Below are 15,684 nucleotides of genomic sequence, written 5' to 3' on the forward strand. Positions count from 1 at the left end.
CACGATAGTTGAGGGTATCGTTCCTCACGCTCCAGCGTGGGAATGCCTTGGGTGACGCTCTGCGTCACAAATCTGCGCCGCACCGCACACTCAAAACCGGACGCAGAGCGTCCAGAACTGCGTGCCCACGCTGGAGCGTGGGCACGATAGTCTTCTAGCTTCTAGCTTCTAGCTTCTAGCTTCTAGCTTCTAGCTTAAGCCGCTACAAATTGCTCGGCATAGTGGCAGGCCACCTGACGGTTATCCACCAGACGCAGCTCCGGCACGTCTGTTGCGCAACGTTCCGTCGCGTAAGGGCAGCGCTTGTGGAAGGCGCAGCCGCTTGGCGGGTTGAGCGGGTTGGGCAGCTCGCCGACGATCTTGATCTTCGGTTTGAGCGGGTCCGGGTGGATGGTCGGGGTCGCTGACAACAGTGCCTGAGTGTAAGGGTGCAGCGGACGGTTGTAGATCTCTTCCTTGGGACCCATTTCCGCAGGCCGGCCCAGGTACATCACCAATACCGTATCGGCGACATGACGAACCACCGACAGGTTGTGGGAGATGAACACGTAGGCGGTGTTGAATTCCTGCTGCAAATCCATGAAAAGGTTCAGCACCTGGGCCTGAATCGACACGTCCAGCGCCGAAGTCGGTTCGTCCGCGACCAGCACTTTGGGCTGCAGCATCATGGCCCGCGCCAGCGCGATACGCTGACGCTGACCGCCGGAAAACATGTGCGGGTAGCGCTGATAGTGCTCGGGGCGCAAGCCGACCTGAGCCATCATCGCCTGCACTTTTTCCCGACGTTCTGCCGCCGACAGTTTGGTGTTGATCAACAGCGGCTCGCCGAGCTGGTCACCGACTTTCTGACGTGGGTTGAGCGACGCGTAAGGGCTCTGAAATACCATCTGCACGTCTTTGCGCAACTGCTTGCGCTCGGACTTGCTGGCACCGGTCACTTCCTGGCCAGCGATTTTCAGCGAACCCGATGAAGGCTCTTCAATCAGTGTCAGCGCGCGGGCCAGCGTCGACTTGCCACAGCCGGACTCGCCGACCACAGCCAGGGTCTTGCCGGCTTCCAGTTCGAAGGACACACCGTTTAGCGCACGCACCAGCGCCGTGCCTTTGAACAGGCCTCGGGAGACTTCGTAGTGACGGGTAAGGTCGCGGGCGGTAAGTACGACGCTCATTACGCCACCTCCTGATTCAAGGGATAGAAGCAGCGCGCCAGACTATGGGCCTTGGGGTCCAGGCCAGGACGTTCGGTCCGGCAGTTGTCGCGCACGTACGGGCAGCGCGGTGACAGCAGGCAACCCTGTGGCCGGTCATAGCGACCCGGAACCATGCCCGGCAGCGTGGCGAGGCGTTCGGCGCCCATGCTGTGCTCGGGAATAGCGGCCAGCAAGGCTTCGCTGTACGGGTGGGCAGGGACCTCGAACAGACCAGGCACCTGACCGACTTCGACGGCCTGACCGGCATACATCACACAGACGCGCTGGGCGGTTTCAGCCACTACCGCCAGGTCGTGAGTGATCAGCACCAGCGCCATATCCTGCTCTTTTTGCAGGCTCAGCAACAGCTCCATGATCTGCGCCTGAATGGTCACGTCCAGCGCGGTGGTCGGTTCGTCGGCGATCAGCAGTTTCGGTTCGCCGGCAATGGCCATGGCAATTGCCACACGCTGGCTCATGCCGCCCGACAGTTGATGCGGGTAAGCATTCAGGCGCGCAGCCGCGCCAGGGATTTCGACCTTTTCCAGCAGTTCCAGCGCGCGCTGGCGTGCCGCCTTGCCTGACATGTTCAGGTGCTGGCGCAGCACTTCCTCGATCTGGAAGCCCACGGTGTAACTAGGGTTCAGCGCGGTCATCGGGTCCTGGAAAACCATCGCCAGGTCTTTGCCGATGATGCGACGACGCTGCCGCGCGTTCAGCTTGAGCAGGTCCTTGCCGTCGAAGTTGAGCGCGTCGGCAGTGATGATGCCGGGCGAATCGATCAGCCCCATCAGCGCCATCATGGTCACGGATTTACCGGACCCCGATTCGCCAACGATGGCCAGTACTTCGCCTTTGTCGACGCTCAGGGACAGGCCGTCCACAACAGGTACGGCCTTGGCGTCGCCGAAGCGGACGTTGAGATTCTTGATTTCAAGAAGTGACATGCGAATCTCCTCAGGCGGCGTTCTTGAGTTTCGGGTCCAGCGCATCGCGCAGACCGTCGCCCATCAGGTTGATTGCCAGCACGCTGAGCAAAATGGTCAGACCGGGCAGGCTGACGACCCACCAGGCACGTTCGATGTAGTCGCGCGCCGAGGCGAGCATGGTGCCCCACTCAGGCGTCGGCGGTTGTACGCCAAGGCCCAGGAAGCCCAGCGCTGCGGCGTCGAGAATGGCCGAGGAAAAACTCAGCGTTGCCTGAACGATCAGCGGCGCCATGCAGTTGGGCAGCACGGTGATGAACATCAGGCGTGGCAGGGTGGCACCGGCCAGACGCGCAGCCGTCACGTAGTCACGGTTCAGCTCGCCCATCACCGCAGCGCGGGTCAGACGAACATAGGACGGCAGCGACACGATGGCGATGGCGATCACGGTGTTGATCAGGCCAGGGCCGAGAATCGCCACGATGGCTACAGCCAGCAGCAGCGATGGCAGGGCCAGCATGATGTCCATCAGGCGCATCACCGAAGGGCCTAGGACGCGAGGGAAGAAGCCCGCCAGCAAGCCCAGCAGGATGCCGGGGATCAACGACATGACCACCGATGCCAGACCGATCAGCAGCGACAGGCGCGAACCCTGGATCAGGCGCGACAGCAGATCGCGGCCCAGTTCGTCGGTGCCGAGGATGAATTGCCATTGACCGCCTTCAAGCCACACCGGAGGTGTCAGCAGGAAGTCACGGTATTGCTCGCTCGGATCATGGGGTGCAACCCACGGGGCGAACAGGGCGCAGAACACGATCAGGATCATGAACAGCAGGCCGGCAACCGCGCCTTTGTTCTTCGAGAACGCTTGCCAGAATTCTTTGTACGGGGATGGGTAAAGCAGGCTTTGATCGACTGCTACCGCAGGAGTAGGGGTGCTCATATCGATGATCTCAGCGCTGATGACGGATGCGTGGGTTGGCAAAGCCGTAGAGGATATCCACCACGAAGTTGACCAGGATCACCAGACAGGCGATCAGCAGAATGCCGTTTTGCACGACCGGATAGTCGCGGGCGCCGATGGCTTCGATCAGCCACTTGCCGATACCGGGCCACGAGAAGATCGTTTCGGTCAGTACCGCACCGGCCAGCAGTGTGCCGATTTGCAGGCCGAACACGGTCAGCACCGGAATCAGCGCGTTACGCAGGCCGTGAACGAATACCACGCGAGTCGGCGACAGACCTTTGGCCCGTGCAGTACGCACGTAGTCTTCACGCAATACTTCCAGCATCGATGAGCGGGTCATCCGGGCGATTACCGCCAGCGGGATGGTGCCCAGCACGATGGCCGGAAGAATCAGGTGATGCAAAGCATCGAGAAACGCGCCTTGTTCGTCACTGAGCAAGGTGTCGATCAGCATGAAGCCGGTGACTGGCGGAATGTCGTACAGCAGGTCGATTCGCCCGGAAACCGGGGTCCAGCCCAGTGTTACCGAGAAGAACATGATGAGGATCAGGCCCCACCAGAAAATCGGCATGGAATAACCGGCGAGGGAAATCCCCATGACCCCATGGTCGAACAGGGACCCTCGCTTGAGTGCGGCGATCACCCCGGCCAACAGGCCGAGAATACCCGCGAAAATCAGCGCCGCCAGCGACAACTCCAGGGTTGCCGGGAACAGCGAGGTGAATTCGCTCCAGACACTGGTACGCGTACGCAGCGATTCACCGAGGTCGCCGTGGGCGAGCTTGCCGATGTAATCGATGTACTGGGCATACAGTGGTTTATTCAGACCAAGACGTTCCATGGCCTGAGCGTGCATTTCCGGATCGACCCGGCGCTCACCCATCATGACTTCGACCGGGTCGCCCGGAATCAGGCGAATCAGGGCGAAGGTCAATAAGGTGATGCCGAAGAAAGTGGGTATCAACAACCCCACTCGGCGGGCGATAAAACTAAACATCTTGGTGTGTACCTCATCAGCCGGTTAGGCGTGCTCCGGCGAGTCTCGGGTTATGAGCTCGCCGGATTATTTTTCTACTTCACCTGGGTAGTGGCGAAGTTGTTGGTTGTGAGCGGGCTGATTTGGTAGCCCTCCACATTTTTACGCATGGCCGTGAACATTCTGGTGTGAGCCATGCTGATCCACGGCTGATCCTTGTTGAATATTGCCTGAGCCTGCTCATAGAGCGCTGCACGCTCCTGCGGGTTCACTGTTTCGCGAGCCTTGTCGATCAGCGTCTGGAATTCGGCATTGCACCAGCGTGCATAGTTCTCGCCGTTTTTCGCCGCTTCACAACTAAGCATCGGGGTCAGGAAGTTGTCCGGGTCGCCATTGTCGCCTGCCCAGCCGGCAGACACCATGTCATGTTCGCCATTCTTGGCGCGTTTGAGCATTTCGCCCCATTCCATGACGCGAATGTCGATCTTGATGCCGATCTTTGCCAGATCGGACTGCATCATTTGCGCACCGAGCATCGGGTTAGGGTTGGTCGGACCACCACCGTTGCGGGTGAACAGGGTGAACGTAGTGCCCTCCGGAACACCTGCTTCCTTCAGCAAGGCGCGTGCCTTGTCGAGGTCAACCGGCGGATTCTTCAGGCTGTTGTTGTAACCCAGCAGGGTTGGCGGATACGGGTTGACCGCTACCAACGCATTGCCCTTGCCGAACACCGCGTTGACATAAGCGTTCTTGTCGAACGTCATGTCAATGGCTTTGCGTACCCGCACATCGCTCAAATACTTGTGCGTGGTGTTGATAGCGATGTAGCCGGTGGTCATGGCCTCCATTTCATCGATTTTCAGATTCGGGTCTTTCTTGATGCTCGGGACATCGTCCGGCTTTGGATACAGCGCGATCTGACATTCGTTGGCCTTGAGTTTCTGCAGGCGCACGTTGTTGTCGGTGGCGATGGCCAGAATCAATGCTTCAGCAGGCGGCTTGCCGCGGAAGTAGTCCGGATTGGCCTTGAAGCGTACCTGCGCATCCTTGGCATAGCGCTGGAAGATGAACGGGCCGGTGCCGATCGGCTTGCTGTTTAGATCGTTGGTCTTGTCGGCTTTCAACAACTGGTCGGCGTATTCTGCCGGGTAGATAGAGGCGAACGCCATGGCCATGTCGGCCAGGAATGGTGCTTCGCGGCGGGTCAGGGTGAATTTGACGGTGTAGTCGTCAGTTTTTTCGACGCTTTTCAGCAGCTCTTTGAAGCCCATGCTTTCAAAGTAGGGGAAGCCAACGCTCGACTTGTCATGCCACGGGTGTTTCGGGTCCAGCTGACGCTGGAAACTCCAGAGCACATCGTCGGCGTTCATGTCGCGGGTCGGTTTGAAGTAATCGGTGGTGTGGAACTTGACACCTTTGCGCAGGTGGAAAGTGTAGGTCAGACCGTCTTCGCTGATGTCCCAGGATTCAGCCAGCGCTGGAATGACTTCCGTGGTGCCGGGTTTGAAATCCGCCAGGCGATTGAATACGGTTTCAGCCACGGCGTCGGCCGTCACGGCTGTTGTGTATTGCACCATGTCGAAGCCTTCGGGGCTGGCTTCGGTGCAGACTACCAGGGGTTTTGCCGAAACACTGACGGCGACGCTGAGCAGGGCCAGGGCGATCGAGTTGCGTAGCGATAACAGTTTCATTGTGAACCCTCCATAGAGTTGACGCCGATGGTGATGTTCTGGCGCAAGGCTTTTGCCTTGCACCAGAACGGTTTTCAGCGAATCAAAGAATGTTGAACGGAACGGTGGTCACCAGACGGAATTCGTTGATGTTGCCATCAGCCTGATTCTCGCTGGCGCGGTGAGTGGTGTAAGTGGCGCGGATGGCAGTGGCCTTGAGCGGGCCGGACTGCACGGAGTACGACGTACCGATACCGTATTCGTAGTGAGTCTCGCCGTCCATTGCGTTTACGCCGCTCGCTGTCCGAACGCCATTGATTGTCTGGACGTCGCCGTAGACGTTGCCTTTATATTTGGTACCGTCGATGTCCCAGCCGCGCGCTTGGTAAATGTTGAACTTCAGGCCCGGCACGCCATATTCGGCCATGTTCAGTACGTAGGCGATCTGCAGGGATTTCTCGTTCGGGCCGTTGAAGTCCGAGAGCAGGGAGTTGGCCAGGAAGATTGCGTTGGTGTCGTGCGCATAGTCGAAATACTCATCGCCAGACACTTGCTGATAGGCAAGGCTGATGCTGTGAGCGTTATGTGTACCGGTGAACGACAGGCTGTAGGTATCGTTGTCGATGGGGCCCTGTTTGCTTTGACCGGAGTCCTTGGTCTTGTAGTAGTTCAGGTTGGTGCTGAGCGCCAGTGCCTTGCTGTCACCCAGTTCGTGGGTGAAGCCGAAGTAGTACTGATGCCAGAAATCTTCCAGATTCGATGCATAAAAGCTGGTAGTCAGGCTGTCGGTCGGCTTGTAGTCAGCGCCGAACATGTCCAGGCGGTCGGCGGTCTGGCTGCGATCACCGTACTCGGAGCGGAACTTGTCCAGACTCTGTTCCATACGTGGCGATACGCGGTCGAAGCTACCGGCTTGAAACGACAGGTTGTTGAGCTCGTCGCTCTGTACGGCAACACCCTGGAAGCTGGAAGGCAGTGCGCGGTTGCCAATGAAGGCGATGACCGGGGTGTTCACCGATTGGCGACCCATGGTCAGGACGGTGTTGGAAACCCGCGCCTTCACGTTGCCCAGGCCCATCTTGCTCCACTGACCCACTGCATCACCGTCACTGTGTGCCAGGGTACGGTTGGAACGGTTGGAATTGCTGGCAAAGTCATCGGTGTCACGGTCCAGCGCAATGGCGTTGTACAGTGCCAGCTCGGTGGCGAAACCTACAACACCCTGCGTGTAGCCCGAGGTGTAGTTGACGATGGTGCCCTGCTGCCAGTTGATACGACGCGAGGTCTGCTCAGCGATGCCGTTGTCGTTGTAGCGGAAAACCTCGCCACGACGCTTCAGTTCGTTGGCGTACCAGTTGCGGGTCGTGCCGGTCAGGTGTTGATCTTCGATAAAGCCTTTGGCGTCGGCCTGTGCGTTCTTGGAGCTCAGCTCGGTCGGTATGAACGCCTGGCTGGCTGGTTCTGCCTGAACCAGTGCACCGAACGACGAGAGAGATAAGGCCAATAACGCAGTACTTGTTGTTTTCACGATGTGCAGCTCCCTTTATCACTTTTTTATATGCCAGTTCTTAAGCCTGGCTTTTGGTGGTGCAGGGCTTTGGGCCCTGCGTTGTTATCGGTATAAACGCGCAAGTGTTGGCTCTCGCCGTGACACAAGACGGCGAGGGCATGCGGAGTTTCTGATCAGTCGGCGATGCTGACGCCTGAAAAGTTGTTGCGACCAAACGGGCTGACGTGGAAGTCCCTGACCTCGGCGCGCAACGGCTGATTGACCGTCGAGTGGGCAATCGGTGTTATCGGCACCTGTTCCTTGAGGTAGCGTTGCGCCTGTTTGTACAGGTCGGTGCGCTGCTCGCGGTCGGTGACAGCGACGGCGGCCTTGACCAGCTGGTCGTATTTTTCGTCGCACCACATCGAGTAGTTGTTACCGCCAATGGCGGCGCAGCTGTACAGCGTGCCCAGCCAGTTGTCCGGGTCACCGTTGTCGCCGGTCCAGCCGATCAGCGAGATATCGTGCTCGCCGTTCTTGGTGCGCTTGAGGTATTCACCCCATTCGTAACTGACGATCTTGACCTTGATGCCGACCTTGGCCCAGTCGGCCTGAAGCATTTCGGCCATCAGTTTGGCGTTGGGGTTGTAAGGACGCTGGACCGGCATGGCCCAGAGGGTCAGTTCGGTGCCTTCCTTGACGCCAGCCGCGCGCAACAGGGTTTTGGCTTTTTCCGGGTCGTAAGGTGCGTCCTTGATGCTGTCATCGTAGGACCACTGGGTCGGCGGCATGGCATTGACTGCCAGCTGCCCTGCGCCCTGATAAACCGCGTTGATGATTGCCTTCTTGTTGACGGCCATGTCCAGCGCCTGGCGCACTTCCAGCTTGCCTAGCGGCTCGTGGCGTACGTTGTAGGAGATGTAACCAAGGTTGAAGCCTGGCTTCTCGATGATCTGCAGGCTTTTGTCTTCCTTGAGGCTGGCAAGGTCTGCCGGACGCGGGTTGACCGAGACCTGGCACTCGTTGGCCTTGAGCTTCTGCATACGGGCAGAGGCGTCGGTCACGATGGCGAAAATCAACTGGTCGATCTTCACCCGGCTCGGGTCCCAGAACTCCTTGTTGCCCTTGTAACGAATCTGCGAGTCTTTCTGATAGCGCTGGAACACGAAAGGCCCCGTGCCAATCGGTTGCTGGTTGATGTCGCGCACATCACCCTTGGCCATCAGTTGTTCGGCGTATTCGGCGGAGAGGATGCCGGCGAAGTTCATGGCGATGTTCTGGATGAACGCTGCATCGACCGTATTGAGGGTGAACACCACGGTCAACGGGTCGGTCTTCTCGATGGATTTGATCTTTTTGTTCAGGCCCATACTGGTGAAGTAGGGGAACTCGGTCGGGTAAGCGACACGGAACGGATGATCGGGCTTGAGCATGCGATTGAAGGTGAACAGCACGTCGTCGGCGTTGAAGTCACGGCTGGGCTTGAAGTTCTTGTTGCTGTGGAACTTCACGCCCTCGCGCAGATGAAACGTGTAGACCAGGCCGTCTTCCGAGATGTCCCAGGAAGTCGCCAGCGCTGGAACCACGGTGGTGTCGCCTTGCTTGAATTCGGTGAGTCGATTGTAGATCGGCTCGGATGCATCGTTATCGGTGGAGGAGGTGTATTGCGCACCATCGAAGCCAGCCGGACTCGCTTCGGAGCAAAACACCAGATTGCTTGCCGCCTGGGCAAACGGGGCCAGTGCCAACAGTCCCAGGCACGACGTCATCGCAAGAGTTTTACGCATGATGATCCCTATCCTCGAAGGATGAGCCGAGGCTCGAATGTCTAACTGGCCCAAAGGCGTCGCCCCACGCAACTTCGCACGACATGCCCGGCGCACCTGGACACGAAGCGACGGGCTTCCTGCCATTGCCGCTGCCCTTCGACGGTAAGTCGTCAGACGCCCGCGGTATATAGGCTCGAAGGCTGCAAAGCTCGTAGGAAATATCTTAGTGATAGTAGAAGAATGCCGTTATCGGCACTTTTTCAACCCATCGCTCGGGGCTTAATATTCAAGTAGAGCAGTTTGCTGCGCCGGATGAGCGGCGCAGCAAACTGTCACTTTTACTTGCCGCTCACGCTCACACCGTAAAAGGAGTTCAAGCCAAACGGGCTGATCTTGAAGTCCTGTACGCTGGTGCGCATGGGTTGATAGACCGTCGAGTGCGCAATAGGCGTCATCGGCACTGCGTCTTTCAGGAGGTGTTGCGCCTGTTTGTACAGCTCGGTGCGCTTGGCCTGATCGGACGTTTCCTTGGCCTGATGGATCAGCGTGTCGAACGGCTTGTCACACCATTTGGCAAAGTTGTTGCCGTTCAGGGCGTCACAGCCGAACAGGGTGCCGAGCCAGTTGTCGGGGTCACCGTTATCGCCGCTCCAGCCAATCAGCATGGCACCGTTCTCGCCATTCTTGGCGCGCTTGATGTACTCGCCCCATTCATAGCTGACGATCTTGGCGTTGATACCGATCTTCTTCCAGTCGTTCTGGAGCATTTCGGCCATCAGTTTGGCGTTGGGGTTGTAAGGACGCTGAACCGGCATCGCCCACAGGGTGATTTCGGTGCCTTCCTTGATACCGGCTTCCTTGAGCAGCTCGCGAGCTTTCTCGGGATCGTACTTGGCGTCCTTGATGGTGGTGTCATAGGACCACTGGGTCGGCGGCATGGCGTTGACCGCCAATTGACCTGCACCCTGGTAAACCGAGTCGATGATCTGCTGCTTGTTGACCGCCATGTCCAGCGCTTGGCGCACTTTCAACTGAGCCAGGGGATTTGGATGGTCTTCGCCCTTGATCTCAGGCATCACGTTGTAGGCGATGTAACCAAGGTTGAAGCCAGCCTGATCAGGCATCTTCAGGTTTTTGTCGGCCTTGAGTGGCTCAAGGTCGGCAGGACGTGGGTAAGCGGTGATCTGGCATTCGTTTTTCTTGAGCTTCTGCATGCGCACCGAGGCGTCGGTGGTGATGGCGAAGATCAGATTGTCGACCTTGACGTCTTCAGGCTTCCAATAGTCCTTGTTGCCGGTGTAACGAATATTGGAGTCTTTCTGGTAGCTCTTGAACACGAACGGGCCAGTGCCGATCGGCTGCTGGTTGATCAGCTCCGGCTTGCCTTCCTTGAGCAGCTTGGCGGCGTACTCTGCGGACTGGATGGACGCGAAGCTCATCGCCATGTTCTGGATGAAGGCAGCGTCGACTTTGCCAAGAGTGAACTTGACGGTGTGGTCGTCGACCTTTTCGATCTTGGTGATGTTGGTGTCCATACCCATATCAGTGAAGTACGGGAATTCGGTCGGATACGCTTTGCGGTAAGGCATGTCCTTGTCGATCATGCGATTGAACGTGAACAGCACGTCATCGGCATTGAATTCACGGGTCGGCTTGAAGTAGGGCGTGGTGTGAAACTTGACGCCTTCGCGAAGGTGGAAGGTGTACGTCAGGCCATCATCAGAGATGTCCCACTTGGTTGCCAGGCCGGGCACCACGGCGGTGCCGCCGCGTTCAAACTGGCTCAAGCGATTGAAAATGGTCTCGGCTGAGGCGTCGAAGTCAGTACCTGTGGTGTATTGCCCTGGATCGAAGCCCGCAGGGCTGCCCTCGGAACAGAACACCAGATTCGATGCAGCGTGAGCGAAAGGTGCGCTGGCGAGCAAGCTGGCGCCGACCAGAAACGGAATGACCGCGTGTTTGAGCATGGTTGCCTCAGTTGTTGTCATTTTTGATTAGAGGGAACGACCTCGTGAGCCGATCCGTCCGATACTTATGCAGGGGCCATACCCAAAGCAAGACAGTGAGGCGAAAGAAGCGACAAAGAGTGGCACGATCGTACAGGAATGTCGCGAAAGTGTAACTTTCTTGGTAGTTGATCGTTTGCGCGACGCTTTTTCAATCGTTTCGTGCACCAAATAAGCGCAACCGGGTGAGAAAAATGCACCCGGTTGGCGCTGTGTTGTTACTTCACTGTTCCCAGGCTGACACCATAAAAGGGTGTCAGGCCGAAGGGGCTGATCTTGAAGTCCTGCACTTCCTGGCGCATTGGCTGAAACACCTTGGAGTTGGCGATCGGGGTGATCGGCACCTGCTGCTTGAGAATGTGCTGAGCCTGCTGATAGAGCTTGATGCGCTCATCGCGGTTGCTGGTCAGCTTGGCCTTCTGCACCAGCTTGTCGTAAGCCGGGTCGCACCACTTGGCGTAGTTGCTGCCTTTGACGGCTGCGCAGCTGTAAAGCACGCCGAGCCAGTTGTCGGGGTCGCCGTTGTCACCGGTCCAGCCATAGATCATTGCGTCATGTTCGCCGGCCTTGGCGCGCTTGATGTATTCGCCCCATTCATAGCTGACGATGTTGGCCTTGATACCGATCTTCTCCCAGTCGGACTGAATCATCTGAGCCGACATGCGTGCATTGGGGTTCGACGCGCGCTGGACGGTCATGGCCCACAGATCGATTTTGGTACCCGGTGCCACACCTGCTTCCTTGAGCAGTTGTTTGGCTTTGGTCAGGTCGTGCGGGGCGTCCTTGATGGTCGGATCGAAGCTCCACTGACCCGGCGGCAGGGCATTTTCAGCCAGCTGGCCTGCACTCTGATAAACCGCCTTGATGATTGCCGGCTTGTCGATGGCCATGTCCAGCGCCTGACGCACCTTAAGCTGGTCCAGCGGCGGATGCGTAACGTTGTAGGCCAGGAAGCCCAGGTTGAAGCCCGGCTGACTGAGGACCTTGAGTTTCGGGTCCTTTTTCATCTCCTCGATGTCCTGCGGACGCGGATAGCCGCTGACCTGGCATTCGTTGGCCTTGAGCTTCTGCAGGCGCACGGCGGCATCGCTGCTGATCGAGAAGATCAGGTTGTCGATCTTCACATCCTCGGGCTTCCAGTACTCGGTATTGCCGACGTAACGGATCTGTGAATCCTTCTGATAGCGCTTGAAGACGAACGGACCCGTGCCGATGGGCTTCTGGTTCAAGTCCTCGGCCTTGCCTTCCTTGAGCAGTTTGTCTGCGTACTCGGCAGACTGGATCGAGGCGAAGCTCATCGCCAGGTTCTGCACAAAGGCGGCATCGATGTTGTTCAGGGTGAACTTGACGGTCAGCGGGTCGACTTTCTCGACGCTTTTGATCGTTGTGTTCAGGCCCATGTCAGTGAAGTAGGGCGACTCGGACGGGTAGGCTTTGCGGAACGGGTGGTTGGCGTCGAGCAGGCGGTTGAACGTGAACAGCACGTCATCCGCATTGAATGTGCGAGTAGGGGTGAAATAGTCCGTGGTGTGGAACTTCACGCCGTCGCGCAGATGAAACGTGTAGGTCAGGCCATCCGGCGAGACGTCCCAGCGCGTGGCCAGGCCTGGCTCTACTTCCGTGCCGCCACGCTTGAATTGGGTCAGGCGGTTGAAGACGGTTTCGGCCGAGGCATCGAAGTCGGTGCCACTGGTGTACTGACTGGGGTCGAAACCGGCCGGGCTGGCTTCGGAGCAGTACACCAGCGTGCTCGCCGCCTGGGCCAGTGGTGCGCACGCCAGCAGGGCGGAGGTCAGCAGCAGCGGTTTGAAGAGTGTGTGTCCCATGGATCCCTCGCGTAGTGCTGCGTTCTCAATATTGGACGCAGAGCGTCGGTAACTGCATTCCCACGCAGAGCATGGGAGCGATAGTTGTGCTGATTGAGCTCCGGTTTCCGGGCTCGGAATAAATGATGACCGTTTCTCAGGGAATCGCGACTTCAATCACGCCATCGGCCGCAACGCTGACCTGGCTGGTGCCCGCTTCGACATCGGGCGTCGGCGCTGCGTCTTCACGCGAAGATTTTGCCATCATCATCACCGGTGCGCGCAGATACGGCTGCGGGTAGCCCGAGGTGTTCAGGTTCAGGGTAACCAGCTTGTAACCCGTGCCGCCCAAGGCTTCGGTGACCAGTTGCGCTCGGGCCTTGAACGCAGTTACGGCGTCCTTGAGCAGGGCGTCTTCGCTGGCCTTGCGGGTTGATGGCGAGATCGAGAAGTCCATGCCGCCCATTTTCAGATCCGTCAGCAGCTCGCCGGTCAGCTTCGAAAGCACCGCAAAGTCGGCACTTTCCAGACGCAGTTCGGCGCGTTCACGCCAGCCGGTGATCTTCTGCCCTTTGTCGTCGTAAACCGGATAGCTGTTGCGGCTGCCCTGACGGATCTTCACATCCTTGACCTGCCGCGCCTGGCCCAGCGCCTTGTTCAGGGTTTCAGTGATCTGTGCCGCCAGTTTGGCCGGGTCGCTGTCCTGCGCTTCGGTATAAAGGGTGACGAGCATCAGGTCGCGCTGGACTTCCTGATTGACCTCGGCACGCAAGGAAATCTGGTTATAACGGGCTTCTTCAGCCAGAGCCGGCAGGCTGGACAGGGCAGCGGCCAGCGCGACAAGCGTGGCAGCAGGGCGAAGATTGAACATGAGAGCTCCTTGTTATCAAACGGCCTGCGACACGTGTCGCTCGGCGCAAAGTGTTCTGACTGTAGCGCTTTGGCCCGGTTCCTGCGATGCCGGGCTGCTCCGGTGTGCGGTGCGTTGACGCACTTTTCCAGTTTTGCCTCTCGCTTGGTTATACTCGCTGCGATCCGCCTGGAGCACTCATCAGGAGAGCTCATGCTCGCCCCCGTTCAAATGCTTTCAGCCACACGTCAAAACCTGTGGCGCCTGACATTCATCCGTATTCTGGTGCTGGCCGCGCAAGCCGGCTCGGTGGGTATGGCCTGGCTGTTCGACTTTCTACCACTGCCGTGGCTGCAACTGTCGATCACCCTGGGCTGCTCGCTGGTGCTGTGCGGGCTGACCGTCATCCGTCTGCGCACCTCGCTGCCGCTCACCGAGCTTGAGTACGCCTTGCAACTGGCGCTGGACCTGCTGATCCACAGTGCGTTGCTGTACTACTCGGGCGGCTCGGCCAACCCGTTCGTTTCTTATTATCTGGTGCCGCTGACCATTGCCGCCGCCACACTGCCGTGGCGTTACTCGCTGATCCTGTCCGGCTTTGCGCTGAGCATGTACACCTTGCTGATGGTGCGTTCCTACCCGCTGGAAACCGATTCCATTGCCCGGGAAAACATGCAGGTCTACGGCATGTGGCTGAGTTTTGCGCTGGCGGCTTCCGTCATCACCTTTTTCGCGGCAAAGATGGCCGAAGAGCTGCGTCGCCAGGAGCAGTTGCGTGCCGAGCGCCGGGAGGAGGGCCTGCGCGATCAACAACTGCTTGCCGTCGCGACTCAGGCCGCAGGCGCGGCCCATGAACTGGGCACTCCACTGGCGACCATGAGCGTGCTGCTCAAGGAAATGCGCCAGGACCACGGTGACCCTGCTTTGCAGGACGACCTGTCGGTGTTGCAGGAGCAGGTCAAGCAGTGCAAACAGACCCTTCAGCAACTGGTGCGTGCCGCCGAAGCCAACCGGCGCATGGCCGTTGAGCAGCAGCCCGCTACCCGCTGGCTGGACGAATCCCTTAACCGTTGGCATTTGATGCGCCCGGAAGTGAGCTACCGCTTTTACCAGCTGGGCAAGGGCGAGGTGCCGATGCTGGCCCCACCCCCGGACCTGACCCAGGCGCTGCTCAACCTGCTCAACAACGCGGCCGACGCCTGCCCTGATGGCCTTGAAGTCAACCTGAACTGGGACAGCGCAGAAGTCTGTATCAGTATTCGTGACCATGGCGCAGGTGTGCCGCTGGCGATTGCCGAACAGATCGGCAAGCCGTTCTTTACTACCAAGGGCAAAGGTTTCGGCCTGGGTCTGTTTCTGAGCAAGGCCAGCGTCACCCGTGCGGGTGGCTCGGTAAAGCTCTACAGTCATGAAGAAGGCGGTACGCTCACCGAGCTGCGCCTGCCCCGAGATACGCGAGGAGAAGAAGCATGAGTGACGAAGACATCCAGGTCGAAGGCGAAGAGCTGCCGCACCTGTTGCTGGTCGATGACGACGCGACGTTCACCCGTGTAATGGCGAGGGCCATGAGCCGTCGTGGTTTTCGGGTGAGCACCGCAGGTTCAGCCGAGGAAGGCCTGGCGCTGGCGCAGCAGGACATTCCTGAATATGCCGCGCTGGACCTGAAAATGGATGGCGATTCAGGGTTGGTGCTGTTGCCCAAACTGCTGGAAATGGACCCGGACATGCGTGTGGTGATCCTCACCGGGTATTCGAGCATCGCCACGGCAGTTGAAGCCATCAAGCGCGGCGCGTGCAATTACCTGTGCAAACCGGCTGATGCCGATGATGTGCTGGCGGCTCTGCTGTCCGAACACGCCAACCTCGACACGCTGGTCCCCGAGAATCCGATGTCGGTGGATCGCTTGCAGTGGGAACACATCCAGCGCGTGCTGACCGAGCACGAGGGCAATATTTCCGCTACAGCCCGGGCGCTGGGCATGCACCGCCGGACCTTGCAGCGCAAGCTGCAGAAGCGTCCGGTGCGGCGTTAATGA

General features: G+C 58.7%; 12 protein-coding genes. 2 read left to right on the forward strand and 10 right to left on the reverse strand.

Features of this window, described 5'->3' with window-relative positions; all coding sequences use genetic code 11:
* Positions 1–194: 194 nt before the first annotated feature.
* The 10 genes from RYC17_RS09605 to RYC17_RS09650 form a co-directional block, all read right to left on the reverse strand.
* Positions 195–1,169 carry a peptide ABC transporter ATP-binding protein gene (locus RYC17_RS09605; RefSeq protein ID WP_003379694.1) on the reverse strand — a complete coding sequence of 325 codons (975 nt, stop codon included), beginning with the start codon at positions 1,167–1,169 and terminating at the stop codon, positions 195–197.
* Complete coding sequence (locus tag RYC17_RS09610; protein WP_058400638.1) at positions 1,169–2,137, reverse strand: ABC transporter ATP-binding protein; 969 nt, start codon at positions 2,135–2,137, stop codon at positions 1,169–1,171. The genes RYC17_RS09605 and RYC17_RS09610 overlap by 1 nt, the downstream gene beginning before the upstream one ends.
* A gap of 10 nt (positions 2,138–2,147) precedes the next feature.
* Positions 2,148–3,059: an ABC transporter permease subunit gene (locus RYC17_RS09615; protein ID WP_002555194.1), complete on the reverse strand. Its 912-nt coding sequence runs from the start codon at positions 3,057–3,059 to the stop codon at positions 2,148–2,150.
* A 10-nt stretch (positions 3,060–3,069) separates the two neighbouring features.
* Positions 3,070–4,080 carry an ABC transporter permease subunit gene (locus RYC17_RS09620; protein ID WP_058400639.1) on the reverse strand — a complete coding sequence of 337 codons (1,011 nt, stop codon included), beginning with the start codon at positions 4,078–4,080 and terminating at the stop codon, positions 3,070–3,072.
* Between the two features lie 74 nt (positions 4,081–4,154).
* Positions 4,155–5,750: an ABC transporter substrate-binding protein gene (locus RYC17_RS09625; RefSeq protein ID WP_058400640.1), complete on the reverse strand. Its 1,596-nt coding sequence runs from the start codon at positions 5,748–5,750 to the stop codon at positions 4,155–4,157.
* 82 nt (positions 5,751–5,832) lie between these two features.
* A complete protein-coding gene (locus RYC17_RS09630; RefSeq protein ID WP_316902858.1) occupies positions 5,833–7,257 on the reverse strand; it encodes an OprD family porin in 1,425 nt (474 codons plus the stop codon).
* Positions 7,258–7,412: 155 nt separating this feature from the next.
* Positions 7,413–9,005, reverse strand: coding sequence for an ABC transporter substrate-binding protein (locus tag RYC17_RS09635; RefSeq protein ID WP_058409155.1), 1,593 nt, complete (start codon positions 9,003–9,005; stop codon positions 7,413–7,415).
* A 320-nt stretch (positions 9,006–9,325) separates the two neighbouring features.
* The gene (locus RYC17_RS09640; protein WP_122281871.1) at positions 9,326–10,954 is read right to left on the reverse strand and encodes an ABC transporter substrate-binding protein; all 1,629 of its coding nucleotides are present in this window, start codon (positions 10,952–10,954) and stop codon (positions 9,326–9,328) included.
* A 257-nt stretch (positions 10,955–11,211) separates the two neighbouring features.
* Positions 11,212–12,819 carry an ABC transporter substrate-binding protein gene (locus tag RYC17_RS09645; RefSeq protein WP_058400644.1) on the reverse strand — a complete coding sequence of 536 codons (1,608 nt, stop codon included), beginning with the start codon at positions 12,817–12,819 and terminating at the stop codon, positions 11,212–11,214.
* Positions 12,820–12,955: 136 nt separating this feature from the next.
* Entirely contained in the window at positions 12,956–13,669 is a 714-nt protein-coding gene (locus RYC17_RS09650) for an SIMPL domain-containing protein (RefSeq protein WP_122259410.1), read from the reverse strand.
* Positions 13,670–13,861: 192 nt separating this feature from the next.
* On the opposite strand from RYC17_RS09650, the gene RYC17_RS09655 reads away from it, so the two are divergent.
* Positions 13,862–15,121 (forward strand): ATP-binding protein, encoded by a 1,260-nt coding sequence (locus RYC17_RS09655; protein WP_316902862.1) that lies wholly within the window; start codon positions 13,862–13,864, stop codon positions 15,119–15,121.
* Entirely contained in the window at positions 15,118–15,681 is a 564-nt protein-coding gene (locus RYC17_RS09660; RefSeq protein WP_002555185.1) for a response regulator transcription factor, read from the forward strand. Before RYC17_RS09655 ends, RYC17_RS09660 begins: the two co-directional genes overlap by 4 nt.
* Positions 15,682–15,684 lie beyond the last annotated feature (3 nt).

The organism is Pseudomonas syringae group sp. J248-6 (genome assembly GCF_032586995.1).
GTDB classification, from domain to species: domain Bacteria; phylum Pseudomonadota; class Gammaproteobacteria; order Pseudomonadales; family Pseudomonadaceae; genus Aquipseudomonas; species Aquipseudomonas amygdali.